Raw genomic sequence first — 26,969 nt, 5'->3', positions numbered from 1 at the left:
AGAAAGATAGACTGAACGTTACTTTCACTGGTAACGGATCAGGCTAAGGTAAAATTTGTGAGTTCTCTTAACTGAGAAATTCGAATTTTCGGCGAATGTCGTCTTCACAGTATAACCAGATTGCTTGGGGTTATATGGTCAAGTGAAGAAGCGCATACGGTGGATGCCTTGGCAGTCAGAGGCGATGAAAGACGTGGTAGCCTGCGAAAAGCTTCGGGGAGTCGGCAAACAGACTTTGATCCGGAGATGTCTGAATGGGGGAACCCAGCCATCATAAGATGGTTATCTTGTACTGAATACATAGGTGCAAGAGGCGAACCAGGGGAACTGAAACATCTAAGTACCCTGAGGAAAAGAAATCAACCGAGATTCCCTTAGTAGTGGCGAGCGAACGGGGACTAGCCCTTAAGTGGCTTTGAGATTAGCGGAACGCTCTGGAAAGTGCGGCCATAGTGGGTGATAGCCCTGTACGCGAAAATCTCTTAGTCATGAAATCGAGTAGGACGGAGCACGAGAAACTTTGTCTGAATATGGGGGGACCATCCTCCAAGGCTAAATACTACTGACTGACCGATAGTGAACTAGTACCGTGAGGGAAAGGCGAAAAGAACCCCGGAGAGGGGAGTGAAATAGATCCTGAAACCGTATGCGTACAAGCAGTGGGAGCCCACTTTGTTGGGTGACTGCGTACCTTTTGTATAATGGGTCAGCGACTTATTTTCAGTGGCGAGCTTAACCGAATAGGGGAGGCGTAGCGAAAGCGAGTCTTAATAGGGCGTCTAGTCGCTGGGAATAGACCCGAAACCGGGCGATCTATCCATGGGCAGGTTGAAGGTTGGGTAACACTAACTGGAGGACCGAACCGACTACCGTTGAAAAGTTAGCGGATGACCTGTGGATCGGAGTGAAAGGCTAATCAAGCTCGGAGATAGCTGGTTCTCCTCGAAAGCTATTTAGGTAGCGCCTCATGTATCACTGTAGGGGGTAGAGCACTGTTTCGGCTAGGGGGTCATCCCGACTTACCAAACCGATGCAAACTCCGAATACCTACAAGTGCCGAGCATGGGAGACACACGGCGGGTGCTAACGTCCGTCGTGAAAAGGGAAACAACCCAGACCGTCAGCTAAGGTCCCAAAGTTATGGTTAAGTGGGAAACGATGTGGGAAGGCTTAGACAGCTAGGAGGTTGGCTTAGAAGCAGCCACCCTTTAAAGAAAGCGTAATAGCTCACTAGTCGAGTCGGCCTGCGCGGAAGATGTAACGGGGCTCAAACCATACACCGAAGCTACGGGTATCACGTAAGTGATGCGGTAGAGGAGCGTTCTGTAAGCCTGTGAAGGTGAGTTGAGAAGCTTGCTGGAGGTATCAGAAGTGCGAATGCTGACATGAGTAACGATAATGGGTGTGAAAAACACCCACGCCGAAAGACCAAGGTTTCCTGCGCAACGTTAATCGACGCAGGGTTAGTCGGTCCCTAAGGCGAGGCTGAAAAGCGTAGTCGATGGAAAACAGGTTAATATTCCTGTACTTCTGGTTATTGCGATGGAGGGACGGAGAAGGCTAGGCCAGCTTGGCGTTGGTTGTCCAAGTTTAAGGTGGTAGGCTGGAATCTTAGGTAAATCCGGGATTCTAAGGCCGAGAGCTGATGACGAGTTACCTTTTAGGTAACGAAGTGGTTGATGCCATGCTTCCAAGAAAAGCTTCTAAGCTTCAGGTAACCAGGAACCGTACCCCAAACCGACACAGGTGGTTGGGTAGAGAATACCAAGGCGCTTGAGAGAACTCGGGTGAAGGAACTAGGCAAAATGGCACCGTAACTTCGGGAGAAGGTGCGCCGGTGAGGGTGAAGGACTTGCTCCGTAAGCTCATGCCGGTCGAAGATACCAGGCCGCTGCGACTGTTTATTAAAAACACAGCACTCTGCAAACACGAAAGTGGACGTATAGGGTGTGACGCCTGCCCGGTGCCGGAAGGTTAATTGATGGGGTTAGCTAACGCGAAGCTCTTGATCGAAGCCCCGGTAAACGGCGGCCGTAACTATAACGGTCCTAAGGTAGCGAAATTCCTTGTCGGGTAAGTTCCGACCTGCACGAATGGCGTAACGATGGCGGCGCTGTCTCCACCCGAGACTCAGTGAAATTGAAATCGCTGTGAAGATGCAGTGTATCCGCGGCTAGACGGAAAGACCCCGTGAACCTTTACTATAGCTTTGCACTGGACTTTGAATTTGCTTGTGTAGGATAGGTGGGAGGCTTTGAAGCGTGGACGCCAGTCTGCGTGGAGCCATCCTTGAAATACCACCCTGGCAACTTTGAGGTTCTAACTCAGGTCCGTTATCCGGATCGAGGACAGTGTATGGTGGGTAGTTTGACTGGGGCGGTCTCCTCCTAAAGAGTAACGGAGGAGTACGAAGGTGCGCTCAGACCGGTCGGAAATCGGTCGTAGAGTATAAAGGCAAAAGCGCGCTTGACTGCGAGACAGACACGTCGAGCAGGTACGAAAGTAGGTCTTAGTGATCCGGTGGTTCTGTATGGAAGGGCCATCGCTCAACGGATAAAAGGTACTCCGGGGATAACAGGCTGATACCGCCCAAGAGTTCATATCGACGGCGGTGTTTGGCACCTCGATGTCGGCTCATCACATCCTGGGGCTGAAGCCGGTCCCAAGGGTATGGCTGTTCGCCATTTAAAGTGGTACGCGAGCTGGGTTTAGAACGTCGTGAGACAGTTCGGTCCCTATCTGCCGTGGACGTTTGAGATTTGAGAGGGGCTGCTCCTAGTACGAGAGGACCGGAGTGGACGAACCTCTGGTGTTCCGGTTGTCACGCCAGTGGCATTGCCGGGTAGCTATGTTCGGAATAGATAACCGCTGAAAGCATCTAAGCGGGAAACTAGCCTCAAGATGAGATCTCACTGGAACCTTGAGTTCCCTGAAGGGCCGTCGAAGACTACGACGTTGATAGGTTGGGTGTGTAAGCGCTGTGAGGCGTTGAGCTAACCAATACTAATTGCCCGTGAGGCTTGACCATATAACACCCAAGCAATTTGCATGCTCTGAGCTGAAAAGCGAAAGAGATCAGATTGCGGTGTGTGAAGACGAAGATAAACCGAAAGTTCGACGCTCACAAAACACCGAGATCTATCACCTACCCAATTTGCTGAAGCGAGGCCAACTGGCCACGACTCAGTACCCGAATTTCTTGACGACCATAGAGCATTGGAACCACCTGATCCCATCCCGAACTCAGCAGTGAAACGATGCATCGCCGATGGTAGTGTGGGGTTTCCCCATGTGAGAGTAGGTCATCGTCAAGATTAAATTCCGAAACCCCAATTGCGAAAGCAGTTGGGGTTTTGTTTTGGGCGCTCGAAAATCTCGATCCAGACTGATATCCAGCCTTTCTATGCAATGGCTCTGCGCATGGCTATCATGCGTGCCTCATTCTGAGGCGATATGTGCATGCTGACGTTGTTGAAACTTCTGAAAGATGGTCAGTTCCATTCTGGAGAAGCGCTTGGCGCCGCCCTGGGCGTTAGTCGCAGTGCCGTGTGGAAGCAGCTTCAGCATCTTGAGGCAGAATTGAATCTCCCTATTCATAAGGTTCGGGGCCGCGGGTATAAATTGGCTTCGCCATTAGTGTTTTTGAATGCGCAGGATATTTCTCGCGGGGCAGCTTCCTTGGCTTGGCCTGTTCATATTTTCGACTCCATTGACTCCACTAATGCTGAGGCTTTGCGTCTTGTCGACGCGGGCAGTGCGGCACCTTTCGTTGTGCTAGCGGAGCAGCAGACCGCGGGTAGGGGGCGGCGGGGTCGCAAATGGGTCAGCCCATTTGCGCAAAACGTTTACTACAGCCTTGTATTGCGTATTGAGGGCGGTCTGCGGCAACTGGAAGGGCTGAGTCTGGTGGTGGGATTGGCGGTCCTGCAGGCTCTGCGTGAGTCGGGTGTGCAGGGTGCTGCTTTGAAGTGGCCAAACGACGTCTTGGTTGGGCACAAGAAAATCTCAGGCATCTTGCTTGAGCTGGTGGGAGATCCTGCGGATATCTGTCACGTTGTGCTAGGGATAGGTATCAATGTGAATATGCAGAGGGCTGCTGAGGTTGATCAGCAGTGGACCTCGATGCAGCTTGAGACGGGCTCTTCAGTTGATCGCAATCACCTGGTAGCGCGACTGGGCTTGCAGCTACAAGCCTACCTAGATCGGCACAAGGCTGCGGGTTTTGCAGGGTTGCAAGACGAATGGGAGCAGCATCACGCCTGGCAGGGGAAGTCCGTGTCGCTTATCGCGGGCGTCAATCAGATTGATGGGGTTGTGCTGGGCGTGGATCGTCAGGGCGCCTTGCGTTTGGATGTCGGTGGCGTTGAGAAAATATACAGCGGTGGTGAGTTAAGCCTGAGGTTGCGTGATGATTCTTGAGCTCGACTGTGGAAATAGCTTTATCAAATGGCGTGTTCTTGAGTCGAGTGAGGCAACTGTTCGCGCGGAAGGCATCGCAGGTTCGGATATCGCGCTGATCGATAGTTTGGTGGCTTTGCCTGGTCTATTGCTCACGCGTTGTCGGTTGGTGAGTGTTCGCGCGCTTGAGGAGACCGATAAGCTGATAGCTGCGTTGGTCGCGGCATTTGGCGTTGCTGTTTCCTGTGCCACCTCTGCTCGAGAAATGAGCGGAGTGCGCAACGGCTACGAAGACTTTCAGCGCCTGGGGATGGATCGATGGCTGGCCATGCTAGGCGCGTTCAAGTTGGCGTCAGGTGCATGCCTGGTGCTCGATTTTGGTACAGCGGCAACAGCAGATTTTATTGGTCCGGACGGTGGGCACCTGGGAGGGTTTATTTGCCCGGGTATGCCGCTTATGCGGAATCAGCTGCGAACCCATACCCGCAAGATACGCTATGACGATGCGGCCGCTGAGCGGGCTCTGGAGCGTCTCTCTCCTGGTCGCACGACCGTAGAGGCCGTCGAGCGTGGTTGTACGCTCATGCTTAGAGGGTTCGTGCTGACCCAGCTCGAGTTGGCGCGAGGCTATTGGGGGGAGGATTTCACGGTCTTCCTCACTGGAGGAGATGCCGACCTGGTGAGGGATGCTGCGCCTCAGGCTCGGCTGATCCCGGACCTGGTGTTTGTTGGTTTGGCAATGGCGTGTCCTTTGTCTTGAGGTGATTATGCGCTGGCTGTTTTTACTGTTACTGGTCCTCAATGTTTTCTATTACGTCTGGCATCAGCAAGAGGCGCCATTGCGGGCCAAGGATGTCACGCCCTTGAGTCTCCATCGGGGAGCGCAGCAAGATATTCGCCTCCTGAGTGAGTCGGCAGATGCGGTGGCGCGGCGCGATCGGGTGAGGCCGACGGAGGGGCAAAATACCTGCTTATACATCGGTGGGTTCTCTGATCGACGCCAAGCCTCCTCTCTCGAGCAGAGGCTCACGAGCCTGGATATCAAGGTCAAGGTCCAACTGCTGAATGCGCCGGACGCTTCGGGTTATTGGTTGCGTGTGGCCCCTGAGAGTCGTCGCCTGGCTGACGATCTGCCCTTTGAAAGCCTTGCTAATGAATTCAATGAGTTAAAACATAAAATAATGCTGTGCGAAGGCATTGCAACTCTCGAATAGTTTGCATAGAATGGCGCCCGCTTCGCAGTGAAGACCTTTAAGGGCTACAGTGCAAAGCTACCGTCAATGCAGCTAACCTCATAATTTAAATGAGAAAATGCTTGACAGAAGGTCGGCGTGATGTAAAATGCCGGCTCGCTTAGGAGGGGTTCCCGAGCGGCCAAAGGGATCAGACTGTAAATCTGACGTCTACGACTTCGAAGGTTCGAATCCTTCCCCCTCCACCATTTTTAGCGTGAGCTGCAAGCTCCGCGGGTATAGTTTAGTGGTAGAACCTCAGCCTTCCAAGCTGATGATGCGGGTTCGATTCCCGCTACCCGCTCCAAGTTTGCAGGTTGTGCAAGGTGTTTCGCTCTTGTAGCTCAGTTGGTAGAGCACACCCTTGGTAAGGGTGAGGTCAGCGGTTCAAATCCGCTCAAGAGCTCCATATAACAAGGCAGATATGAAAATATCTGCCTTTGTTTTAACAGCTGCCTCGGCTTGAATGTTGTTCGGTGTTTCAGGTCTTGTGGGGTTGGTTGTTGTAAAGTCTTTTTCAGGCCTGCATAATGGTCGGCCTGATTTTGTTTTAGGTCAGTAGCTCAATTGGCAGAGCGACGGTCTCCAAAACCGTAGGTTGGGGGTTCGATTCCCTCCTGACCTGCCAGATTCACGTGGTGTGTCTGGCTTTCTTTTCACAGGATCTTCATAGATGACTCCTAAGGCTGAAGCTCAAAGCTCTCGTTTCGATCTGGTAAAGTGGCTCGCTGTAGTCGCCTTGGTGGTCGTAGGCGTTGTTGGCAATCAGTACTATTCTGCTTCGCCGATCCTGTACCGTGTACTCGCTTTGCTTGCCCTTGCTGCTGTAGCTGCCTTTGTAGGCCTGCAGACTGCCAAAGGCAAGTCCTTCGCGGTACTGGTTAAGGAAGCTCGCACCGAAATCCGTAAAGTCGTTTGGCCGACTCGCCAAGAAACCACGCAGACCACATTGATTGTCGTGGCTGTTGTTCTGGTTATGGCGTTGCTGTTGTGGGGGCTTGATTCCCTGCTCGGCTGGCTTGTTTCCTTGATTGTTGGCTAAGGGTGTCCCGTGGCTAAGCGTTGGTACGTTGTGCATGCTTACTCGGGTTACGAGAAGCATGTTATGCGCTCTTTGCTAGAGCGCGTAAAGCTGGCAGGCATGGAAGATGGCTTCGGCGAAATTCTGGTTCCCACTGAAGAAGTGGTTGAAATGCGGAATGGGCAGAAGCGCAAAAGCGAACGCAAGTTCTTCCCTGGCTACGTGCTGGTACAGATGGACATGAACGAAGGTACTTGGCACTTGGTCAAGGATACCCCTCGCGTCATGGGCTTCATTGGCGGTACTGCCGATAAGCCTGCTCCGATCACCGACAAAGAGGCGGAAGCAATTCTGCGTCGTGTTGCTGACGGTAGCGACAAGCCCAAGCCGAAGACGTTGTTCGAGCCGGGTGAGGTTGTTCGTGTTACAGACGGTCCGTTTGCTGATTTCAACGGTACGGTCGAAGAAGTTAACTACGAAAAGAGCCGGATCCAAGTGGCAGTGCTCATTTTCGGTCGCTCTACTCCGGTAGAGTTGGAGTTCAGCCAGGTCGAGAAGGTCTAGCTGGGCAAGCATCCCAACCCCGCAGCCTCGGCTGTGGGGTTTTGTCGTCACTGGGATAAACGCGCAAGTAACCGGGGAGCCTTTCGAGGCGTTTGAACCCGTAATTGGAGTGCCTCATGGCCAAGAAGATTACCGCTTACATCAAGCTGCAAGTGAAGGCCGCTCAGGCCAACCCTAGTCCACCCGTCGGTCCAGCTCTGGGTCAGCACGGCGTGAACATCATGGAATTCTGCAAGGCCTTCAACGCCCGTACTCAGGGTCTTGAGCCAGGTCTGCCGACTCCAGTGATCATCACTGTATACAGCGACCGTAGCTTCACCTTCGAAACCAAGTCGACCCCGGCTTCGGTTTTGCTGAAGAAAGCTGCCGGTCTGACTAGCGGTTCCGCTCGTCCTAACACCGTTAAGGTTGGCACTGTAACCCGTGCTCAGCTGGAAGAAATCGCGAAAACCAAAAACGCGGATCTGACTGCAGCTGATATGGATGCAGCCGTGCGTACCATCGCCGGTTCTGCTCGTAGCATGGGCCTTAACGTGGAGGGTGTGTAATGGCTAAGCTGACCAAGCGCCAAAAGGCTATCGCCGGCAAAATCGAAGCGGGCAAGTCCTACAACTTCGTAGACGCTGCTGCCCTGCTGACCGAGCTGTCGACTGTCAAGTTCAGCGAGTCTGTTGACGTTGCTGTGAACCTGGGCGTTGACCCACGTAAATCCGACCAGGTCGTTCGTAGCGCTACTGTGCTGCCACACGGTACTGGCAAGACTGTACGTGTTGCTGTCTTCACCCAAGGCCCAGCTGCTGAAGCTGCTCTGGCCGCTGGTGCTGATCGCGTTGGCATGGACGACCTGGCTGCCGAAATGAAAGGCGGCGACCTGAACTATGACGTCGTAATTGCTTCCCCGGATGCAATGCGCGTTGTAGGTCAGTTGGGTCAGATCCTCGGTCCACGTGGCCTGATGCCTAACCCTAAAGTCGGCACCGTAACGCCAGACGTAGCTACCGCGGTTAAAAACGCCAAGGCTGGTCAGGTTCGTTATCGCACCGACAAAAACGGCATCATTCACACCTCCGTTGGCAAAGTCGGCTTCGATGCCGTCAAGCTGAAGGAAAACGTTGAAGCCCTGATCGCTGATCTGAAGCGTATCAAGCCTGCTTCCTCGAAAGGTATCTACGTCAAGCGCGTTACCCTGAGCACCACTATGGGCCCAGGTCTGGTCATCGACCAAGGTTCGCTGGACGTATAAGACATAAATTGGCGCAAGTAATTGCGCCAATTGAAAGATTGGGGTCCCTGCCTGGCGGGGGCTATCCAAGACCGTAGGCGACGCAAGTCTTAAACCAACAAGCCTACGCAGATGGTGCTCCCGGTTCCTTACCGAATCAGACACCAAAACGACATCAGGCCTAGGCCAGATGAAACGGTAACAAGCAGGAGTTAAACCCGTGGCAATTAATCTCGAAGACAAGAAGGCCATCGTCGCTGAAGTCAACGAGGCTGCCAAAGCTGCTCTGTCCGCTGTCGTGGCTGATGCCCGTGGTGTGACAGTAGGCGCTATGACCGGACTCCGTAAAGAGGCTCGTGAAGCTGGCGTATACGTACGTGTTGTACGTAATACCCTGCTCAAGCGCGCCGTTGCTGACACTGAATACAGTGTTCTCAACGACGTGTTCACCGGCCCGACTCTGATCGCGTTCTCTAAAGATCATCCAGGCGCTGCTGCCCGTTTGTTCAAAGAATTCGCCAAGAGTCAGGATAAGTTCGAGATCAAGGCAGCTGCGTTCGAGGGCAAGTTCCTCGCAGCTAACCAAATCGACGTACTGGCAACACTGCCGACCCGTAACGAAGCTATTTCGCAGCTGATGAGCGTGATTCAAGGCGCTACCAGCAAGCTGGCTCGTACTCTGGCTGCAGTTCGCGAGCAAAAAGAAGCTGCCGCAGCCTAAGGCTGAGCAAATTCTTTCGCGTATTTTTGTTTATTTCGATGGCCGCGTAGGCCGTCCCCCAATTCAGGAAATACAGCAATGTCTATCTCCCAAGACGATATCCTCAACGCCGTAGCTGAAATGTCGGTTCTGCAGGTTGTTGAGCTGATCAAAGCTTTCGAAGAAAAATTCGGCGTTTCCGCTGCCGCTGCTTCCGCTGGCCCAGCTGTTGCTGCTGTCGCTGCTGAAGAGCAAACCGAATTCAACGTCATGCTGCTGGAAGCTGGCGAGAAGAAAGTAAACGTGATCAAGGCAGTACGTGAACTGACCGGTCTGGGCCTGAAAGAAGCCAAGGCTGTAGTTGACGGCGCTCCTGCCCAGGTTCTGGAAGCTGTGTCGAAAGACGCCGCTGACAAAGCCAAAGCTACTCTGGAAGAAGCAGGCGCTAAAGTCGAGCTGAAGTAAGCATCGACCTTGCGTCTCCAGCCCAAGCGTTAAGCTGAAGGCTGATGGCTGGTGGCTCTTGCCACCGGCCTTTTTCCGTTCTTGGCTGTCGACTCGGTCGCCGCCATTAACGCGCTGTAGCCACCCGAAGCGGTGGTGCAAACCATGGGGTTTGCAAGATTTTCTGGCTGCTCCCGTCGGAGGGGCCAAACAAGCAGGTGACCAAGCTGGGGAACGCTGATGGCTTACTCATATACTGAGAAAAAACGTATCCGCAAGGACTTTAGCAAGTTGCCGGACGTCATGGATGTCCCGTACCTTCTGGCTATCCAGCTGGATTCGTATCGTGAATTCTTGCAGGCGGGAGCGACCAAAGATCAGTTCCGCGACGTGGGCCTGCATGCGGCCTTCAAATCCGTTTTCCCGATCATCAGCTACTCCGGCAATGCTGCGCTGGAGTACGTCGGTTATCGCCTGGGCGAACCGGCATTTGATGTCAAAGAATGCGTGTTGCGTGGCGTTACGTACGCCGTACCTTTGCGGGTAAAAGTCCGTCTGATCATTTTCGACAAAGAATCGTCGAACAAAGCGATCAAGGACATCAAAGAGCAAGAAGTCTACATGGGCGAAATCCCATTGATGACTGAGAACGGTACCTTCGTAATCAACGGTACCGAGCGTGTAATCGTTTCCCAGCTGCACCGTTCCCCGGGCGTGTTCTTCGACCACGACCGCGGCAAGACGCACAGCTCCGGCAAACTCCTGTACTCCGCGCGGATCATTCCGTACCGCGGTTCGTGGTTGGACTTCGAGTTCGACCCGAAAGATTGCGTGTTCGTGCGTATCGACCGTCGTCGCAAGCTGCCGGCTTCGGTATTGCTGCGCGCGCTCGGTTACACCACTGAGCAGGTGCTGGACGCTTTCTACACCACCAACGTATTCAGCCTGAAGGATGAAACCCTCAAGCTGGAGCTGATCGCTTCGCGTCTGCGTGGTGAAATTGCTGTCCTGGACATCCAGGACGAAAAAGGCAAGGTCATCGTTGAGGCTGGCCGTCGTATCACTGCGCGCCACATCAACCAGATCGAAAAAGCCGGTATCAAAGAGCTGGAAGTGCCACTGGACTACGTCCTGGGTCGCACTACCGCCAAGGTCATCGTTCACCCGGCTACAGGCGAAATCCTGGCTGAGTGCAACACCGAGCTGAACACTGAAATCCTGGCCAAGATCGCCAAGGCTCAGGTTGTTCGCATCGAGACCCTGTACACCAACGATATCGACTGCGGTCCGTTCATCTCCGACACACTGAAGATCGACTCCACCAGCAACCAATTGGAAGCGCTGGTCGAGATCTATCGCATGATGCGTCCTGGTGAGCCACCAACCAAAGACGCTGCCGAAACCCTGTTCAACAACCTGTTCTTCAGCCCTGAGCGCTATGACCTGTCTGCGGTCGGCCGGATGAAGTTCAACCGTCGTATCGGTCGTACCGAGATCGAAGGTTCGGGCGTGCTGTGCAAGGAAGACATCGTCGCGGTATTGAAGACCCTGGTCGACATCCGTAACGGCAAAGGCATCGTCGATGACATCGACCACCTGGGTAACCGTCGTGTTCGCTGTGTAGGCGAAATGGCCGAGAACCAGTTCCGCGTTGGCCTGGTACGTGTTGAGCGTGCGGTCAAAGAGCGTCTGTCGATGGCTGAAAGCGAAGGCCTGATGCCGCAAGACCTGATCAACGCCAAGCCAGTGGCTGCGGCGGTGAAAGAGTTCTTCGGTTCCAGCCAGCTTTCGCAGTTCATGGACCAGAACAACCCGCTCTCCGAGATCACCCACAAGCGCCGTGTTTCTGCACTGGGCCCGGGCGGTCTGACCCGTGAGCGTGCTGGCTTTGAAGTCCGTGACGTACACCCGACGCACTACGGTCGTGTTTGCCCGATCGAAACGCCGGAAGGTCCGAACATCGGTCTGATCAACTCCCTGGCTGCCTATGCGCGCACCAACCAGTACGGCTTCCTCGAAAGCCCGTACCGTGTGGTGAAAGACGCCCTGGTCACCGACGAGATCGTATTCCTGTCCGCCATCGAAGAAGCTGATCACGTGATCGCTCAGGCTTCGGCCACGATGAACGACAAGAAGGTCCTGGTCGACGAGCTGGTAGCTGTTCGTCACTTGAACGAGTTCACCGTCAAGGCGCCGGAAGACGTCACCTTGATGGACGTTTCTCCGAAGCAGGTAGTTTCGGTTGCAGCGTCGCTGATCCCGTTCCTGGAACACGATGACGCCAACCGTGCGTTGATGGGTTCCAACATGCAGCGTCAAGCTGTACCGACCCTGCGTGCTGACAAGCCGCTGGTAGGTACCGGCATGGAGCGCAACGTAGCGCGTGACTCCGGCGTTTGCGTCGTGGCTCGTCGTGGCGGTGTGATCGATTCCGTTGATGCCAGCCGTATCGTGGTTCGTGTTGCCGATGACGAAGTAGAAACTGGCGAAGCCGGTGTCGACATCTACAACCTGACCAAATACACCCGCTCGAACCAGAACACCTGCATCAACCAGCGTCCGCTGGTAAGCAAGGGTGATCGCGTTCAGCGTAGCGACATCATGGCCGACGGCCCGTCCACCGACATGGGTGAACTGGCTCTGGGTCAGAACATGCGCATCGCGTTCATGGCATGGAACGGCTTCAACTTCGAAGACTCCATCTGCCTGTCCGAGCGTGTGGTTCAAGAAGACCGCTTCACCACGATCCACATTCAGGAACTGACCTGTGTGGCACGTGATACCAAGCTTGGGCCTGAGGAAATCACTGCAGACATCCCGAACGTGGGTGAAGCTGCACTGAACAAGCTGGACGAAGCCGGTATCGTTTATGTAGGTGCTGAAGTTGGCGCTGGCGACATCCTGGTCGGTAAGGTCACTCCGAAAGGCGAGACCCAACTGACGCCGGAAGAGAAGCTGCTGCGTGCCATCTTCGGTGAAAAAGCCAGCGACGTTAAAGACACCTCCCTGCGTGTACCTACCGGTACCAAAGGTACTGTCATCGACGTACAGGTCTTCACCCGTGACGGCGTTGAGCGTGATGCTCGTGCACTGTCCATCGAGAAGACCCAACTCGACGAGATCCGCAAGGATCTGAACGAAGAGTTCCGTATCGTTGAAGGCGCGACCTTCGAACGTCTGCGTTCCGCTCTGGTAGGCCACAAGGCCGAAGGCGGCGCAGGCCTGAAGAAAGGTCAGGACATCACCGACGAAATCCTCGACGGTCTTGAGCACGGCCAGTGGTTCAAACTGCGCATGGCTGAAGATGCTCTGAACGAGCAGCTCGAGAAGGCCCAGGCCTATATCGTTGATCGCCGCCGTCTGCTGGACGACAAGTTCGAAGACAAGAAGCGCAAACTGCAGCAGGGCGATGACCTGGCTCCAGGCGTGCTGAAAATCGTCAAGGTTTACCTGGCAATCCGTCGCCGCATCCAGCCGGGCGACAAGATGGCCGGTCGTCACGGTAACAAGGGTGTGGTCTCTGTGATCATGCCGGTTGAAGACATGCCGCACGATGCCAATGGCACCCCGGTCGACGTCGTCCTCAACCCGTTGGGCGTACCTTCGCGTATGAACGTCGGTCAGATCCTTGAAACCCACCTGGGCCTCGCAGCCAAAGGTCTGGGCGAGAAGATCAACCGTATGATCGAAGAGCAGCGCAAGGTCGCAGACCTGCGTAAGTTCCTGCACGAGATCTACAACGAGATCGGCGGTCGCAACGAAGAGCTGGACACCTTCTCCGACCAGGAAATCCTGGATCTGGCGAAGAACCTGCGCGGCGGCGTTCCAATGGCTACCCCGGTGTTCGACGGTGCCAAGGAAAGCGAAATCAAGGCCATGCTGAAACTGGCAGACCTGCCAGAAAGCGGCCAGATGCAGCTGTTCGACGGCCGTACCGGCAACAAGTTCGAGCGCCCGGTTACTGTTGGCTACATGTACATGCTGAAGCTGAACCACTTGGTAGACGACAAGATGCACGCTCGTTCTACCGGTTCGTACAGCCTGGTTACCCAGCAGCCGCTGGGTGGTAAGGCTCAGTTCGGTGGTCAGCGTTTCGGGGAGATGGAGGTCTGGGCACTGGAAGCATACGGTGCTGCATACACTCTGCAAGAAATGCTCACAGTGAAGTCGGACGATGTGAACGGTCGTACCAAGATGTACAAAAACATCGTGGACGGCGATCACCGTATGGAGCCGGGCATGCCCGAGTCCTTCAACGTGTTGATCAAAGAAATTCGTTCCCTCGGCATCGATATCGATCTGGAAACCGAATAACACGTGACGCGAATCGAGAGCGGGGCTGTTTAGCTCGCTCTCTGCTCCGCCAGGAGGAAAGGCCTTGAAAGACCTACTGAATTTGCTGAAAAACCAGGGTCAAGTCGAAGAGTTCGACGCCATCCGTATTGGATTGGCATCGCCTGAGATGATCCGTTCGTGGTCGTTCGGTGAAGTTAAAAAGCCGGAAACCATCAACTACCGTACGTTCAAACCTGAGCGTGACGGCCTGTTCTGCGCCAAGATCTTTGGCCCGGTAAAGGATTACGAGTGCCTGTGCGGTAAGTACAAGCGCTTGAAGCACCGTGGTGTGATCTGCGAGAAGTGTGGCGTTGAAGTCGCACTGGCCAAAGTTCGTCGTGAGCGCATGGCGCACATCGAACTGGCTTCGCCGGTTGCCCACATCTGGTTCCTGAAATCGCTGCCGTCCCGTATCGGCTTGCTGATGGACATGACCCTGCGTGATATCGAACGTGTTCTCTACTTCGAGAGCTATGTCGTTATCGACCCAGGCATGACCACCCTTGAAAAAGGTCAGCTGCTGAACGACGAGCAGTACTTCGAAGCGCTGGAAGAGTTCGGCGACGATTTCGATGCCCGCATGGGTGCCGAAGCTGTCCGCGAACTGCTGCACGCTATCGACCTGGAGCACGAGATTGGTCGTCTGCGCGAAGAGATTCCGCAAACCAACTCCGAAACCAAGATCAAGAAGCTGTCCAAGCGTCTGAAGTTGATGGAAGCCTTCCAGGGTTCCGGCAACTTGCCAGAGTGGATGGTACTGACCGTTCTGCCGGTTCTGCCGCCAGACCTGCGTCCGCTGGTACCGTTGGACGGTGGTCGTTTCGCGACGTCCGACCTCAACGACCTGTACCGCCGCGTGATCAACCGTAACAACCGCTTGAAGCGCCTGCTTGATCTGTCCGCTCCGGACATCATCGTGCGCAACGAAAAGCGTATGTTGCAAGAAGCGGTCGATGCCCTGCTCGACAACGGTCGTCGTGGCCGCGCTATCACCGGTTCGAACAAGCGTCCTCTGAAATCCCTGGCTGACATGATCAAGGGTAAGCAAGGTCGTTTCCGTCAGAACTTGCTCGGTAAGCGTGTTGACTACTCCGGTCGTTCGGTAATTACCGTAGGCCCGACCCTGCGTCTGCACCAGTGCGGTCTGCCTAAGAAGATGGCACTCGAGCTGTTCAAGCCGTTCATCTTCGGCAAGCTGGAAATGCGCGGTCTCGCGACCACCATCAAAGCGGCCAAGAAAATGGTCGAGCGCGAACTGCCAGAGGTTTGGGACGTTCTTGCTGAAGTGATCCGCGAACACCCGGTTCTCCTCAACCGTGCACCGACCCTTCACCGTCTGGGTATCCAGGCGTTTGAACCTGTACTGATCGAAGGTAAGGCTATCCAGCTGCACCCTCTGGTCTGTGCCGCGTACAACGCCGACTTCGACGGCGACCAAATGGCCGTGCACGTACCGCTGACACTGGAAGCCCAGTTGGAAGCGCGTGCGTTGATGATGTCGACCAACAACATCCTGTCGCCAGCCAACGGTGAGCCAATCATCGTTCCGTCGCAGGACGTTGTATTGGGTCTGTACTACATGACCCGTGAAGCGATCAACGCCAAGGGCGAAGGTCGTGTGTTCGCAGACCTGCAGGAAGTTGACCGTGTGTTCCGTGCCGGCGAAGCCGCACTGCACGCCAAGGTCAAAGTGCGGATCCACGAAACCGTCAACGACCGTGACGGCGGCAGCGTGAGCAACACCCGTATCGTCGACACCACTGTCGGCCGTGCGCTGTTGTACCAGGTTGTGCCAAAAGGTCTGTCGTACGACGTCGTCAACCTGCCGATGAAGAAAAAGGCGATCTCCAAGCTGATCAACCAGTGCTACCGCGTGGTTGGTTTGAAAGAGACCGTTATCTTCGCTGACCAGTTGATGTACACAGGTTTCGCTTACTCGACTATCTCCGGCGTTTCCATTGGCGTTAACGACTTCGTTATCCCGGATGAAAAAGCTCGCATCATCAGTGCTGCCACTGACGAAGTGAAAGAGATCGAGAGCCAGTACGCCTCCGGCCTGGTAACCCAGGGCGAGAAGTACAACAAGGTAATCGACCTTTGGTCCAAGGCGAACGACGAAGTTTCCAAGGCGATGATGGCCAACCTCTCGAAAGAGAAAGTCATCGACCGTCACGGCGACGAAGTTGACCAGGAATCCTTCAACTCGATGTACATGATGGCCGACTCGGGCGCACGGGGTTCTGCTGCGCAGATCCGTCAGCTCGCCGGTATGCGTGGCCTGATGGCCAAGCCGGACGGTTCCATCATCGAAACGCCGATCACTGCGAACTTCCGTGAAGGTTTGAGCGTACTTCAGTACTTCATCTCCACTCACGGTGCTCGTAAGGGTCTTGCGGATACCGCGTTGAAAACCGCTAACTCCGGTTACCTGACTCGTCGTCTGGTAGACGTTGCACAAGATCTGGTTGTAACCGAGATCGATTGCGGCACCGAGCACGGCCTGCTGATGACTCCGCACATTGAAGGCGGTGACGTTGTAGAGCCACTGGGTGAACGTGTATTGGGTCGTGTTATTGCCCGTGACGTGTTCAAGCCGGGTACCGAGGAAGTTATCGTTCCTGCTGGCACCCTGGTTGACGAGAAGTGGGTCGAGTTCATCGAACTCAACAGCATCGACGAAGTGATCGTTCGTTCGCCGATCAGCTGCGAAACCCGCTACGGCATTTGCGCCAAGTGCTATGGCCGTGACTTGGCTCGTGGTCACCAGGTGAACATCGGTGAAGCGGTCGGCGTTATCGCTGCCCAGTCCATCGGTGAGCCGGGTACCCAGCTGACCATGCGTACATTCCACATCGGTGGTGCGGCAAGCCGGACCTCCGCAGCCGACAGCGTTCAGGTGAAGAATGGTGGTACCGTCCGCCTGCACAACCTCAAGCATGTTGAGCGAGTGGATGGCCACCTGGTTGCTGTGTCCCGTTCCGGTGAGCTGGCCATCGCTGATGACTATGGTCGTGAGCGTGAGCGTTACAAGCTGCCGTACGGTGCTGTGATTTCGGTTAAAGAAGGTGACAAGGTCGACGCTGGCGCAATCGTGGCCAAGTGGGATCCGCACACTCACCCAATCGTTACCGAAATGAAAGGTACCGTGACCTACGTGGGCATGGAAGAAGGCATCACGATCAAGCGTCAGACTGACGAATTGACCGGTATGACCAACATTGAAGTACTCGACGCCAAAGATCGTCCAGCTGCCGGTAAGGACATCCGTCCTGCCGTGAAGATGGTCGATGACAACGGCAAGGATCTGTTGCTGCCAGGCACTGACGTAATCGCTCAGTACTTCCTGCCAGCCAACGCCCTGGTCGGTGTAGCGGATGGTGCGAAGATCGCGATCGGTGATGTTATCGCGCGTATCCCGCAAGAAACTTCGAAGACCCGTGACATCACCGGTGGTCTGCCGCGTGTTGCCGACTTGTTCGAAGCTCGTCGTCCGAAAGAAGCGTCGATTCTGGCTGAAGTCAGCGGCACCATCGCGTTCGGTAAAGAAACCAAAGGCAAGCGCCGTCTGGTTATTACCCCGAACGACGGTAGCGATCCGTATGAAGAGCTGATTCCGAAGTGGCGTCACCTGAACGTGTTCGAAGGCGAACAGGTAAACCGCGGCGAAGTTATCTCCGACGGTCCGAGCGATCCACACGACATCCTGCGTCTGCTGGGTGTGAGTGCGCTGGCCAAGTACATCGTTAACGAGATCCAGGACGTTTACCGCCTGCAAGGCGTGAAGATCAACGACAAGCACATCGAGACCATCCTGCGTCAGATGCTGCGTAAAGTTGAGATCGCTGAATCCGGCGATTCCAGTTTCATCAAGGGCGACCAGATGGAACTGACTCACGTACTGGTAGAAAACGAGCGCCTGGCGAACGAAGAGAAATTTGTCTCCAAGTTCACTCGCGTGCTGCTGGGTATCACCAAGGCGTCGTTGTCCACTGAGTCGTTCATCTCGGCGGCCTCCTTCCAGGAGACCACTCGCGTACTGACCGAAGCAGCGGTAACCGGCAAGCGCGATTACCTGCGCGGCCTGAAAGAAAACGTAGTCGTGGGTCGTCTGATCCCGGCGGGTACCGGTTTGGCTTACCACAGCGAGCGTAAGCGTCGCCGTGATGCTGACAAGCCGCTGCGCGTAAGCGCCAGTGAAGTGGAAGCTGCACTGACCGAAGCGCTGAACTCAAGCGGTAACTGAGTTCTGCGATAGATGAGTCTGGGCCCTGACACTCCCATTCGTCGGATCGAGGCATTTTTGCCCCGGTTCGACGCGAGGGGAGGTCGGGGCCTTGCCTTGACTGGGGACAAGATCCTCTTTAGACTCTTGTACCCCTAAATTTGGCGGGAATTCGTTCCTGCCATTTTGCTTTTCTTGCAAGACAATAGCGTCGCAAGACAACAGTGGAGCTAGTAGATGGCAACTATCAACCAGCTGGTACGTCAGCCGCGTAAGCGTATCGTCGAGAAATCCGACGTACCTGCGCTGCAGAACTGCCCGCAACGTCGTGGCGTATGCACCCGTGTGTATACCACCACGCCGAAAAAACCTAACTCGGCACTGCGTAAAGTATGCCGTGTGCGTCTGACCAACGGTTTCGAGGTTTCCTCGTACATCGGCGGTGAAGGCCACAACCTGCAAGAGCACAGCGTGGTACTGATCCGCGGCGGTCGTGTAAAAGACTTGCCAGGTGTTCGTTATCACACCGTACGCGGTTCTTTGGATACTTCCGGCGTTAAAGGTCGTAACCAGGGTCGTTCGAAGTACGGTACCAAGAAGCCTAAGTAGTAGCGGCTTTTTGTAAACCTGAATCATCTTATTTTCTGAGTCGATAAGAGTAAGGTCGGAGGCGTCCCGAAAGGGCACCGATTCCGAGCGAACCTGAAGACCGTTTGAGGGCTTATCCATGCCAAGAAGACGCGTAGCAGCCAAGCGCGAAGTGCTTGACGATCCAAAATACGGAAGCCAAATTCTGGCCAAGTTCATGAACCACGTGATGGAGAGCGGCAAGAAAGCCGTTGCCGAGCGTATCGTTTATGGCGCGCTGGAAAAGGTTAAAGAACGCAAGAACAGCGACCCCCTGGAAATCTTCGAGAAAGCTCTCGACGCCATCGCTCCGCTGGTCGAAGTGAAGTCGCGCCGTGTAGGCGGTGCTACTTACCAGGTTCCGGTTGAAGTTCGCCCGTCCCGTCGTAACGCTCTGGCAATGCGCTGGTTGGTAGACTTCGCCCGTAAGCGCGGCGAGAAGTCTATGGCTCTGCGTTTGGCCGGCGAACTGTTGGACGCTGCTGAAGGTAAAGGTGCTGCTGTTAAGAAGCGTGAAGACGTGCACCGTATGGCTGAAGCCAACAAAGCTTTCTCGCACTACCGCTTCTAATTTTAGCTTCACTAATTTTGCGAGGGCTTTATGGCTCGTACTACTCCGATTAGCCGCTACCGTAACATCGGTATCGTCGCTCACGTGGATGCTGGTAAAACCACCACCACCGAGCGCGTACTGTTTTACACCGGCAAAAGTCACAAAATGGGCGAGGTGCATGACGGCGCCGCGACCACAGACTGGATGGTTCAGGAGCAGGAGCGTGGTATTACCATTACTTCTGCTGCTATTACCGCCTTCTGGAAAGGTTCCGAGAAGCAGTACAAAGACGAGCATCGCTTCAACGTAATCGATACCCCGGGCCACGTAGACTTCACCATTGAAGTTGAACGTTCCCTGCGCGTACTCGACGGCGCTGTCGTTGTGTTCTGCGGCACCTCGGGTGTTGAGCCTCAGTCGGAAACCGTATGGCGTCAAGCCAACAAGTACGGCGTTCCACGTCTTGTTTATGTAAACAAGATGGACCGTGCTGGTGCCAACTTCCTGCGCGTGATCGGTCAGATCAAGCAGCGTCTGGGTCACACTCCGGTGCCTATCCAGCTGGCTATCGGTTCCGAAGACAACTTCCAGGGTCAGATCGATCTGATCAACATGGAAGCTGTTTACTGGAATGATTCCGACAAAGGTATGGTTCCTGTTCGTAAGCCTATCCCTGAAGAGCTTCAGGAACTGGCTGACGAGTGGCGCAACAACATGGTTGAGGCTGCCGCCGAAGCCAGCGAAGAGCTGATGAACAAGTACCTCGAAGGTGAAGAGCTCACCAACGTGGAAATCAAGGCCGCTCTGCGTCAGCGTACTATCGCTGGTGAGATCGTCTTGGCTGTTTGCGGTTCCTCGTTCAAGAACAAGGGTGTTCCCCTGGTTCTCGACGCCGTTATCGACTACCTGCCTGCTCCAACCGACATTCCTGCTATCAAGGGTTCCAACCCTGATAACGAGGAAGAAGAAATGGAGCGTCACGCCGATGACAACGAGCCGTTCTCGGCTCTGGCGTTCAAGATCGCTACCGACCCATTCGTGGGTACTTTGACCTTCGTCCGCGTTTACTCGGGCGTGTTGGCCTCCGGCGACGGCGTGATCAACTCGGTTAAAGGCAAGAAAGAGCGCGTGGGTCGTATGGTGCAAATGCACGCAAACGCCCGTGAAGAGATCAAGGAAGTACGCGCTGGTGACATCGCGGCCCTGATCGGCATGAAGGACGTCACCACTGGTGAGACTTTGTGCGACGCTGCCAAGCCAATCATCCTGGTTCGCATGGACTTCCCGGAGCCGGTTATTTCGGTTGCCGTAGAGCCTAAGACCAAGGATGACCAGGAAAAAATGGGTATCGCTCTGGGCAAGCTTGCTCAGGAAGATCCATCTTTCCGCGTCAAGACTGATGAAGAGACTGGTCAAACGATCATCTCCGGCATGGGCGAGCTGCACCTGGACATCCTGGTTGACCGGATGCGCCGTGAGTTCAACGTCGAAGCCAACATCGGTAAGCCTCAGGTTTCCTATCGTGAGCGCATCACGAAGAACTGTGAAATCGAAGGCAAGTTCGTTCGTCAGTCCGGCGGTCGTGGTCAGTTCGGTCACTGCTGGATCCGTTTTGCTCCTGCTGACGAAGGTCAGGAAGGTCTGCAATTCGTGAACGAAGTAGTAGGTGGTGTTGTTCCTAAGGAATACATCCCTGCTATCCAGAAGGGTATCGAAGAGCAGATGAAGAACGGTGTTGTTGCCGGCTATCCGCTGATCGGCCTGAAAGCAACCGTTTTTGACGGTTCTTACCACGACGTCGACTCCAACGAGATGGCGTTTAAGGTGGCTGCTTCCATGGCAACCAAGCAACTGGCTCAGAAGGGCGGTGGTGAGTTGCTTGAGCCAATCATGGCGGTAGAAGTTGTTACACCTGAAGACTATATGGGTGATGTCATGGGCGACCTTAACCGTCGTCGCGGCATGATCTTGGGTATGGAAGACACGGTTTCCGGCAAAGTGATTCGCGCCGAGGTTCCGTTGGGCGAGATGTTCGGTTATGCGACCGACGTTCGTTCCATGTCCCAGGGTCGCGCAAGCTACTCTATGGAATTCAAAAAATACAACACAGCTCCGGCGCACATCGCTGAAACTGTATCCAAAAAACAAGGCTGATTCAGTCCTTTAGGCAAGGAGTTAATTGTCGTGGCTAAAGAAAAATTTGATCGTTCCCTACCGCACGTCAACGTTGGCACCATCGGTCACGTTGACCACGGTAAAACCACTCTGACTGCTGCTCTGACTCGCGTTTGCTCCGAAGTATTCGGTTCCGCAATCGTTGATTTCGATAAAATCGACAGCGCGCCAGAAGAGAAAGCTCGTGGTATCACCATCAACACCGCGCACGTTGAATACAACTCGCTGATCCGTCACTACGCTCACGTTGACTGCCCAGGTCACGCTGACTATGTGAAGAACATGATCACCGGTGCTGCCCAGATGGACGGCGCAATCCTGGTTTGCTCGGCCGCTGATGGTCCGATGCCACAAACCCGTGAGCACATCCTGCTGTCCCGTCAGGTTGGCGTTCCGTACATCGTGGTTTACCTGAACAAGGCTGACCTGGTAGACGACGCTGAGCTGCTGGAACTGGTTGAGATGGAAGTGCGCGATCTGCTGAGCACTTACGACTTCCCAGGTGACGACACTCCGATCATCATCGGTTCTGCTCGTATGGCTCTGGAAGGCAAAGACGATAACGAAATGGGCACCACGTCCGTTCGTAAACTGGTTGAGACTCTGGACAGCTACATCCCAGATCCAGTCCGTGTTATCGACAAGCCGTTCCTGATGCCAATCGAAGACGTATTCTCGATCTCCGGTCGCGGTACTGTTGTAACTGGTCGTATCGAGCGCGGTATCGTCAAGGTTCAAGATCCACTGGAAATCGTTGGTCTGCGTGACACTACCGTCACCACCTGCACCGGTGTTGAAATGTTCCGTAAGCTGCTCGACGAAGGTCGTGCTGGCGAGAACTGCGGCGTTCTGCTGCGTGGTACCAAGCGTGACGACGTTGAGCGTGGCCAGGTTCTGGTCAAGCCAGGTTCGGTTAAGCCGCACACCAAGTTCGAAGCTGAAGTGTACGTGCTGAGCAAAGAAGAAGGCGGTCGTCACACTCCGTTCTTCAAAGGCTACCGTCCACAGTTCTACTTCCGTACTACTGACGTGACTGGTAACTGCGAACTGCCGGAAGGCGTAGAAATGGTAATGCCAGGCGACAACATCAAAATGGTTGTCACCCTGATCAAAACCATCGCTATGGAAGACGGCCTGCGTTTCGCAATCCGTGAAGGCGGCCGTACCGTTGGTGCTGGCGTTGTAGCTAAAATCATCGAGTAATCTCTCTTTTGAGTGAGCTTTGATGTTTTGAGAAAGCCCCCGCTTAGCGGGGGCTTTTTTATTGGGTTGACACCTATCTAGGGCGTCTATAGAATTGCGCCTCCTTTTAACGGGCGTATTGCGCCCGGTGGGAATAGCAGCCGGAGTCTGAAATCCAATGCAAAATCAGCAAATCCGTATCAGGTTGAAGGCTTTTGACCATCGCCTGATCGACCAATCCACCCAGGAAATCGTGGAAACCGCGAAACGTACTGGTGCTCAAGTGCGTGGTCCAATTCCACTGCCTACCCGTAAAGAGCGGTTCACCGTTCTGGTCTCCCCGCACGTCAACAAAGACGCGCGTGACCAGTACGAGATCCGTACTCATAAGCGCGTACTGGACATCGTCCAGCCAACGGATAAAACCGTTGATGCACTTATGAAGCTCGATCTGGCGGCCGGTGTGGAAGTACAGATCAGCCTCGGCTAAGACTTGGGTCTTAGTCGTGTAACGCTCTGAAATGGGCGGCCATAGCGGGTGAAAGCCCCGTACACTCATGAGGTTTACAACATGACTATTGGTGTAGTCGGTCGTAAATGCGGTATGACCCGTATTTTCACCGAAGAAGGTGTCTCCATTCCGGTCACGGTCATTGAGATCGAACCGAATCGCGTCACCCAGTTCAAAACTGAAGAAACCGATGGCTATCGTGCAGTGCAAGTCACTGTCGGCGAGCGTCGTGCTTCGCGTGTGACTGCTGCTCAAGCAGGTCACTTCGCTAAAGCAAACGTTGCAGCTGGTCGTACTGTCATGGAGTTCCGTCTTGAAGACGGCGACTACCAGGCTGGCGATCTGATCAACGCTGAAATCTTCGCCGCTGGTCAACTGGTTGATGTAACCGGTCAGTCCAAGGGTAAAGGCTTCCAGGGTACGATCAAGCGTTGGAATTTCCGTGGTCAAGACAACACTCACGGTAACTCCGTTTCCCACCGCGTCCCGGGCTCTATTGGCCAGTGCCAGACTCCTGGTCGTGTATTCAAGGGCAAAAAAATGTCCGGTCATATGGGCGCTGAGCGCGTGACCGTGCAGTCCCTCGAAGTAGTGCGCGTCGACGCTGAACGCAATCTGTTGTTGGTCAAGGGTGCTGTTCCTGGCGCTACTGGCGGCAACCTGGTTGTACGTCCAGCGGCCAAGGCTCGCGGTTAAGGGGAAGCTGACATGCAATTAAATGTAAATGACGCTCAAGCGATCGAAGTTTCCGAACTGACATTTGGCGGCGAATTCAACGAGACGCTCGTTCACCAAGCAGTCGTGGCCTACATGGCCGGCGGCCGTCAAGGTAGCAAGCAGCAAAAGACCCGTTCCGACGTACGTGGTGGCGGTAAGCGCCCTTGGCGTCAGAAAGGCACTGGCCGTGCTCGTGCCGGTACTATCCGTAGCCCAATCTGGCGTGGCGGCGGTACCACTTTCGCAGCTCGTCCACAGGATCACTCTCAGAAGCTCAACAAGAAGATGTACCGCGCAGCACTGCGCTCCATCCTTGCTGAACTCGTGCGTACTGATCGTCTGGTCGTGGTTCAGGACTTCGCTGTTGAAAGTCCAAAAACCAAAGATCTGCTGGGCAAACTGAACAACATGAGCCTGACCGACGTTTTGATCGTGTCCGAAGCTGTTGATCAGAACCTGTACCTGGCTGCTCGCAACCTGCCACACGTTGATGTTCGTGACGTGCAAGGTTCCGATCCAGTTAGTCTGATCGCATACGACAAGGTGTTGATCACCGTGTCGGCCGTGAAGAAATTCGAGGAGCTGCTGGGATGAACCAGGAACGCGTATTTAAAGTTCTGCTTGGCCCGCACGTTTCCGAAAAGGCTACGGTTCTGGCTGACAAGAAAGGCCAGTTCGTTTTCAAGGTTGCAACTGACGCAACCAAGCTGGAAATCAAGAAGGCCGTCGAAAGCCTGTTCAGCGTGAAAGTAGAGCGTGTTACTACCCTGAACGTTCTGGGTAAGAGCAAGCGCACTGCTCGCGGTCTGGGCAAGCGTAATGACTGGAAGAAGGCAGTTATCTCCCTTCAGCCAGGCCAAGATCTCGATTTCAGCAGCAGTGCTGAGTAAGGAAGGGGTGCATCATGGCAATCGTTAAATGCAAACCGACTTCCCCTGGCCGCCGTTTTGTGGTCAAGGTGGTCAACCAGGAGCTGCATAAAGGCGCTCCTCACGCACCGCTGCTCGAGAAGAAATCGAAGTCTGGTGGTCGTAACAACAATGGTCGTATTACCACTCGTCACATCGGTGGTGGCCATAAGCAGCATTATCGTCTGGTCGACTTCCGTCGCAACGACAAAGATGGCATCTCTGCCACTGTCGAGCGTATCGAATACGATCCAAACCGTACTGCTCACATCGCTCTGCTGCTGTACGCAGATGGCGAGCGTCGCTACATCATCGCCCCTAAAGGCGTGAGTGCTGGCGACCAGCTGATCGCAGGTGCTCTGGCGCCGATCAAGCCGGGCAACGCTCTGCAACTGCGTAACATTCCAGTTGGTAGCACCGTACACGGCATCGAATTGAAGCCAGGTAAAGGCGCACAGATCGCTCGTTCCGCTGGTGCTTCGGCTCAGCTGATCGCTCGTGAAGGTGTCTACGTGACCCTGCGTCTGCGTTCTGGTGAGATGCGTAAAGTACTGGCTGAATGCCGTGCGACCCTGGGCGAAGTCTCGAACTCCGAGCACAGCCTGCGTTCGTTGGGTAAAGCTGGTGCCAAACGCTGGCGTGGCGTTCGCCCAACCGTTCGTGGTGTTGCCATGAACCCGGTTGACCACCCACACGGTGGTGGTGAAGGTCGTACCTCTGGTGGTCGTCATCCGGTATCGCCATGGGGCTTCCCGACTAAGGGCGCGAAGACTCGTGGTAATAAGCGTACCGACAAAATGATCGTCCGTCGTCGCAAGTAAATAGAGGGATACGACAGTGCCACGTTCTCTGAAAAAAGGTCCTTTTATTGATCTTCACCTACTGAAGAAGATCGAAGTGGCGGCGGAAAAGAACGATCGCAAACCAGTTAAAACCTGGTCGCGTCGTTCGATGATCCTGCCACAAATGGTCGGTCTGACCATCGCAGTACACAACGGTCGTCAACACGTCCCAGTTCTCGTTAACGAAGACATGGTCGGCCACAAACTGGGCGAGTTTGCCGGTACCCGCACTTATCGTGGGCACGTGGCAGACAAGAAAGCCAAGCGTTAAGGGGTTAGGAAATGGAAGTAGCCGCTAAGTTGTCGGGCGCTCGAATCTCCGCCCAGAAAGCCCGCTTGGTCGCCGACCAGATCCGCGGGAAGAAGGTGGGCGAAGCGCTCAACCTGTTGGCTTTCAGCAGTAAGAAAGCCGCCGAGATCATGAAGAAAGTGCTGGAGTCGGCCGTAGCCAACGCCGAGCATAACGAAGGCGCAGACGTTGATGACCTGAAGGTCAGCACCGTTTTCGTCAACGAAGGGCGTTCGCTGAAGCGCATCATGCCACGTGCCAAAGGCCGTGCTGATCGCATCGTCAAGCGGTCTTGCCATATCACTGTCAAGGTTGCTGACAAGTAACGGAGTCGAAGAGATGGGTCAGAAAGTACATCCCATTGGCATTCGCCTGGGAATCGTCAAGGAGCACACCTCCGTCTGGTACGCAGACGGTCGGACTTATGCGGACTACTTGTTCGCTGATCTGAAGGTGCGTGAGTATCTCCAAGACAAACTAAAAAGCGCGTCCGTAAGCCGTATCGATATCCATCGTCCGGCCCAAACTGCACGTATCACCATCCACACCGCTCGTCCAGGTATCGTTATCGGGAAGAAAGGTGAAGATGTTGAGAAACTGCGTCAGGACCTGACCAAGCAAATGGGTGTGCCTGTGCACATCAATATCGAAGAGATCCGCAAGCCGGAGCTCGACGGTATGCTGGTTGCGCAGAGCGTAGCTCAGCAGCTGGAGCGTCGCGTAATGTTCCGTCGCGCTATGAAGCGCGCCGTACAGAACGCCATGCGCATTGGTGCCAAAGGCATCAAAATCCAAGTGAGCGGTCGTCTCGGCGGTGCTGAAATCGCACGTACTGAATGGTATCGCGAAGGTCGTGTGCCACTGCACACCCTGCGTGCCGACATCGACTATGCCAACTACGAAGCTCACACCACTTACGGTGTGATCGGTGTAAAGGTTTGGATCTTCAAAGGCGAAGTAATTGGTGGTCGCCAAGAAGAACTGAAACCACAAGCACCAGCGCCTCGTAAAAAAGCTGCTAAGTAAG

Annotated in this window: 23 protein-coding genes, 4 tRNA genes and 2 rRNA genes; all 29 read left to right on the top strand. The window is 54.6% G+C overall.

Features of this window, described 5'->3' with window-relative positions; genetic code table 11:
• Positions 1-136 precede the first annotated feature (136 nt).
• The 29 genes from HU731_RS12845 to rpsC all read left to right on the top strand — a co-directional run bounded on the left by HU731_RS12845 (position 137) and on the right by rpsC (position 26,968).
• Positions 137-3,028, top strand: a 23S ribosomal RNA gene (locus HU731_RS12845).
• Positions 3,029-3,198: 170 nt separating this feature from the next.
• Positions 3,199-3,314, top strand: a 5S ribosomal RNA gene (gene rrf, locus HU731_RS12840).
• 145 nt (positions 3,315-3,459) lie between these two features.
• Entirely contained in the window at positions 3,460-4,419 is a 960-nt protein-coding gene (gene birA / locus HU731_RS12835) for a bifunctional biotin--[acetyl-CoA-carboxylase] ligase/biotin operon repressor BirA (RefSeq protein WP_186608706.1), read from the top strand.
• Positions 4,409-5,158 (top strand): pantothenate kinase, encoded by a 750-nt coding sequence (locus HU731_RS12830; protein WP_186608705.1) that lies wholly within the window; start codon positions 4,409-4,411, stop codon positions 5,156-5,158. The genes birA and HU731_RS12830 overlap by 11 nt, the downstream gene beginning before the upstream one ends.
• A 7-nt stretch (positions 5,159-5,165) precedes the next feature.
• Positions 5,166-5,612 carry a hypothetical protein gene (locus HU731_RS12825; RefSeq protein ID WP_186608704.1) on the top strand — a complete coding sequence of 149 codons (447 nt, stop codon included), beginning with the start codon at positions 5,166-5,168 and terminating at the stop codon, positions 5,610-5,612.
• A gap of 142 nt (positions 5,613-5,754) precedes the next feature.
• Positions 5,755-5,839 (top strand) — tRNA-Tyr (locus HU731_RS12820).
• A 24-nt stretch (positions 5,840-5,863) separates the two neighbouring features.
• Positions 5,864-5,937: transfer RNA gene (locus HU731_RS12815), tRNA-Gly, on the top strand.
• Positions 5,938-5,963: 26 nt separating this feature from the next.
• Positions 5,964-6,039 (top strand) — tRNA-Thr (locus HU731_RS12810).
• Positions 6,040-6,182: 143 nt separating this feature from the next.
• Positions 6,183-6,258: transfer RNA gene (locus tag HU731_RS12805), tRNA-Trp, on the top strand.
• Between the two features lie 45 nt (positions 6,259-6,303).
• Positions 6,304-6,672, top strand: coding sequence for a preprotein translocase subunit SecE (gene secE / locus HU731_RS12800; protein ID WP_003194658.1), 369 nt, complete (start codon positions 6,304-6,306; stop codon positions 6,670-6,672).
• Between the two features lie 9 nt (positions 6,673-6,681).
• Positions 6,682-7,215 carry a transcription termination/antitermination protein NusG gene (gene nusG, locus HU731_RS12795; protein WP_003176436.1) on the top strand — a complete coding sequence of 178 codons (534 nt, stop codon included), beginning with the start codon at positions 6,682-6,684 and terminating at the stop codon, positions 7,213-7,215.
• Between the two features lie 116 nt (positions 7,216-7,331).
• Complete coding sequence (gene rplK / locus HU731_RS12790; RefSeq protein WP_003176435.1) at positions 7,332-7,763, top strand: 50S ribosomal protein L11; 432 nt, start codon at positions 7,332-7,334, stop codon at positions 7,761-7,763.
• Entirely contained in the window at positions 7,763-8,458 is a 696-nt protein-coding gene (rplA, locus tag HU731_RS12785) for a 50S ribosomal protein L1 (RefSeq protein ID WP_003176434.1), read from the top strand. The genes rplK and rplA overlap by 1 nt, the downstream gene beginning before the upstream one ends.
• Before the next feature lie 199 nt (positions 8,459-8,657).
• Entirely contained in the window at positions 8,658-9,158 is a 501-nt protein-coding gene (gene rplJ / locus HU731_RS12780; protein WP_003176433.1) for a 50S ribosomal protein L10, read from the top strand.
• Positions 9,159-9,236: 78 nt separating this feature from the next.
• A complete protein-coding gene (gene rplL, locus HU731_RS12775) occupies positions 9,237-9,602 on the top strand; it encodes a 50S ribosomal protein L7/L12 (protein ID WP_003176432.1) in 366 nt (121 codons plus the stop codon).
• A 219-nt stretch (positions 9,603-9,821) separates the two neighbouring features.
• A complete protein-coding gene (rpoB, locus tag HU731_RS12770; protein WP_010206926.1) occupies positions 9,822-13,895 on the top strand; it encodes a DNA-directed RNA polymerase subunit beta in 4,074 nt (1,357 codons plus the stop codon).
• Positions 13,896-13,959: 64 nt separating this feature from the next.
• Positions 13,960-18,159: a DNA-directed RNA polymerase subunit beta' gene (gene rpoC, locus HU731_RS12765; RefSeq protein WP_003194653.1), complete on the top strand. Its 4,200-nt coding sequence runs from the start codon at positions 13,960-13,962 to the stop codon at positions 18,157-18,159.
• Positions 18,160-18,375: 216 nt separating this feature from the next.
• Positions 18,376-18,747 carry a 30S ribosomal protein S12 gene (gene rpsL, locus HU731_RS12760; RefSeq protein WP_002555494.1) on the top strand — a complete coding sequence of 124 codons (372 nt, stop codon included), beginning with the start codon at positions 18,376-18,378 and terminating at the stop codon, positions 18,745-18,747.
• A 118-nt stretch (positions 18,748-18,865) separates the two neighbouring features.
• Positions 18,866-19,336 (top strand): 30S ribosomal protein S7, encoded by a 471-nt coding sequence (gene rpsG / locus HU731_RS12755; RefSeq protein WP_002555493.1) that lies wholly within the window; start codon positions 18,866-18,868, stop codon positions 19,334-19,336.
• Positions 19,337-19,366: 30 nt separating this feature from the next.
• On the top strand, positions 19,367-21,472 hold the full coding sequence (gene fusA, locus HU731_RS12750) for an elongation factor G (RefSeq protein WP_003194651.1): 2,106 nt from the start codon (positions 19,367-19,369) through the stop codon (positions 21,470-21,472).
• 30 nt (positions 21,473-21,502) lie between these two features.
• On the top strand, positions 21,503-22,696 hold the full coding sequence (gene tuf, locus HU731_RS12745) for an elongation factor Tu (RefSeq protein ID WP_003176426.1): 1,194 nt from the start codon (positions 21,503-21,505) through the stop codon (positions 22,694-22,696).
• Positions 22,697-22,853: 157 nt separating this feature from the next.
• Positions 22,854-23,165, top strand: coding sequence for a 30S ribosomal protein S10 (gene rpsJ, locus HU731_RS12740; protein WP_003186070.1), 312 nt, complete (start codon positions 22,854-22,856; stop codon positions 23,163-23,165).
• Positions 23,166-23,246: 81 nt separating this feature from the next.
• Positions 23,247-23,882: a 50S ribosomal protein L3 gene (gene rplC / locus HU731_RS12735; protein WP_003194649.1), complete on the top strand. Its 636-nt coding sequence runs from the start codon at positions 23,247-23,249 to the stop codon at positions 23,880-23,882.
• Positions 23,883-23,894: 12 nt separating this feature from the next.
• Entirely contained in the window at positions 23,895-24,497 is a 603-nt protein-coding gene (gene rplD / locus HU731_RS12730) for a 50S ribosomal protein L4 (protein WP_003176424.1), read from the top strand.
• The gene (rplW, locus tag HU731_RS12725; protein ID WP_002555488.1) at positions 24,494-24,793 is read left to right on the top strand and encodes a 50S ribosomal protein L23; all 300 of its coding nucleotides are present in this window, start codon (positions 24,494-24,496) and stop codon (positions 24,791-24,793) included. The genes rplD and rplW overlap by 4 nt, the downstream gene beginning before the upstream one ends.
• Before the next feature lie 14 nt (positions 24,794-24,807).
• Positions 24,808-25,632 (top strand): 50S ribosomal protein L2, encoded by an 825-nt coding sequence (rplB, locus tag HU731_RS12720; protein WP_008053874.1) that lies wholly within the window; start codon positions 24,808-24,810, stop codon positions 25,630-25,632.
• Between the two features lie 16 nt (positions 25,633-25,648).
• Positions 25,649-25,924, top strand: a complete 276-nt coding sequence (gene rpsS, locus HU731_RS12715; RefSeq protein ID WP_002555486.1) for a 30S ribosomal protein S19 — start codon at positions 25,649-25,651, stop codon at positions 25,922-25,924.
• An 11-nt stretch (positions 25,925-25,935) separates the two neighbouring features.
• Entirely contained in the window at positions 25,936-26,268 is a 333-nt protein-coding gene (gene rplV / locus HU731_RS12710) for a 50S ribosomal protein L22 (protein WP_003103908.1), read from the top strand.
• A 13-nt stretch (positions 26,269-26,281) separates the two neighbouring features.
• Positions 26,282-26,968 carry a 30S ribosomal protein S3 gene (rpsC, locus tag HU731_RS12705; protein WP_003176422.1) on the top strand — a complete coding sequence of 229 codons (687 nt, stop codon included), beginning with the start codon at positions 26,282-26,284 and terminating at the stop codon, positions 26,966-26,968.
• Position 26,969 lies beyond the last annotated feature (1 nt).

The sequence above is a fragment of the Pseudomonas salmasensis genome (assembly GCF_014268375.2).
Lineage (GTDB): Bacteria > Pseudomonadota > Gammaproteobacteria > Pseudomonadales > Pseudomonadaceae > Aquipseudomonas > Aquipseudomonas salmasensis.
Note: the sequence above shows the minus strand (reverse complement) of the source record. Positions and strands in the feature narration are given on the sequence as shown.

What these genes read in the sequence shown, in the direction of transcription:
- birA (WP_186608706.1), top strand. Translation starts at nt 3,460, where the DNA reads ATGCTGACGTTGTTGAAACTTCTGAAAGATGGTCAGTTCCATTCTGGA.
- HU731_RS12830 (WP_186608705.1), top strand. Translation starts at nt 4,409, where the DNA reads ATGATTCTTGAGCTCGACTGTGGAAATAGCTTTATCAAATGGCGTGTT.
- HU731_RS12825 (WP_186608704.1), top strand. Translation starts at nt 5,166, where the DNA reads ATGCGCTGGCTGTTTTTACTGTTACTGGTCCTCAATGTTTTCTATTAC.
- secE (WP_003194658.1), top strand. Translation starts at nt 6,304, where the DNA reads ATGACTCCTAAGGCTGAAGCTCAAAGCTCTCGTTTCGATCTGGTAAAG.
- rplK (WP_003176435.1), top strand. Translation starts at nt 7,332, where the DNA reads ATGGCCAAGAAGATTACCGCTTACATCAAGCTGCAAGTGAAGGCCGCT.
- rplA (WP_003176434.1), top strand. Translation starts at nt 7,763, where the DNA reads ATGGCTAAGCTGACCAAGCGCCAAAAGGCTATCGCCGGCAAAATCGAA.
- rplL (WP_003176432.1), top strand. Translation starts at nt 9,237, where the DNA reads ATGTCTATCTCCCAAGACGATATCCTCAACGCCGTAGCTGAAATGTCG.
- rpoB (WP_010206926.1), top strand. Translation starts at nt 9,822, where the DNA reads ATGGCTTACTCATATACTGAGAAAAAACGTATCCGCAAGGACTTTAGC.
- rpsL (WP_002555494.1), top strand. Translation starts at nt 18,376, where the DNA reads ATGGCAACTATCAACCAGCTGGTACGTCAGCCGCGTAAGCGTATCGTC.
- rpsG (WP_002555493.1), top strand. Translation starts at nt 18,866, where the DNA reads ATGCCAAGAAGACGCGTAGCAGCCAAGCGCGAAGTGCTTGACGATCCA.
- fusA (WP_003194651.1), top strand. Translation starts at nt 19,367, where the DNA reads ATGGCTCGTACTACTCCGATTAGCCGCTACCGTAACATCGGTATCGTC.
- rpsJ (WP_003186070.1), top strand. Translation starts at nt 22,854, where the DNA reads ATGCAAAATCAGCAAATCCGTATCAGGTTGAAGGCTTTTGACCATCGC.
- rplC (WP_003194649.1), top strand. Translation starts at nt 23,247, where the DNA reads ATGACTATTGGTGTAGTCGGTCGTAAATGCGGTATGACCCGTATTTTC.
- rplD (WP_003176424.1), top strand. Translation starts at nt 23,895, where the DNA reads ATGCAATTAAATGTAAATGACGCTCAAGCGATCGAAGTTTCCGAACTG.
- rplW (WP_002555488.1), top strand. Translation starts at nt 24,494, where the DNA reads ATGAACCAGGAACGCGTATTTAAAGTTCTGCTTGGCCCGCACGTTTCC.
- rplB (WP_008053874.1), top strand. Translation starts at nt 24,808, where the DNA reads ATGGCAATCGTTAAATGCAAACCGACTTCCCCTGGCCGCCGTTTTGTG.
- rplV (WP_003103908.1), top strand. Translation starts at nt 25,936, where the DNA reads ATGGAAGTAGCCGCTAAGTTGTCGGGCGCTCGAATCTCCGCCCAGAAA.
- rpsC (WP_003176422.1), top strand. Translation starts at nt 26,282, where the DNA reads ATGGGTCAGAAAGTACATCCCATTGGCATTCGCCTGGGAATCGTCAAG.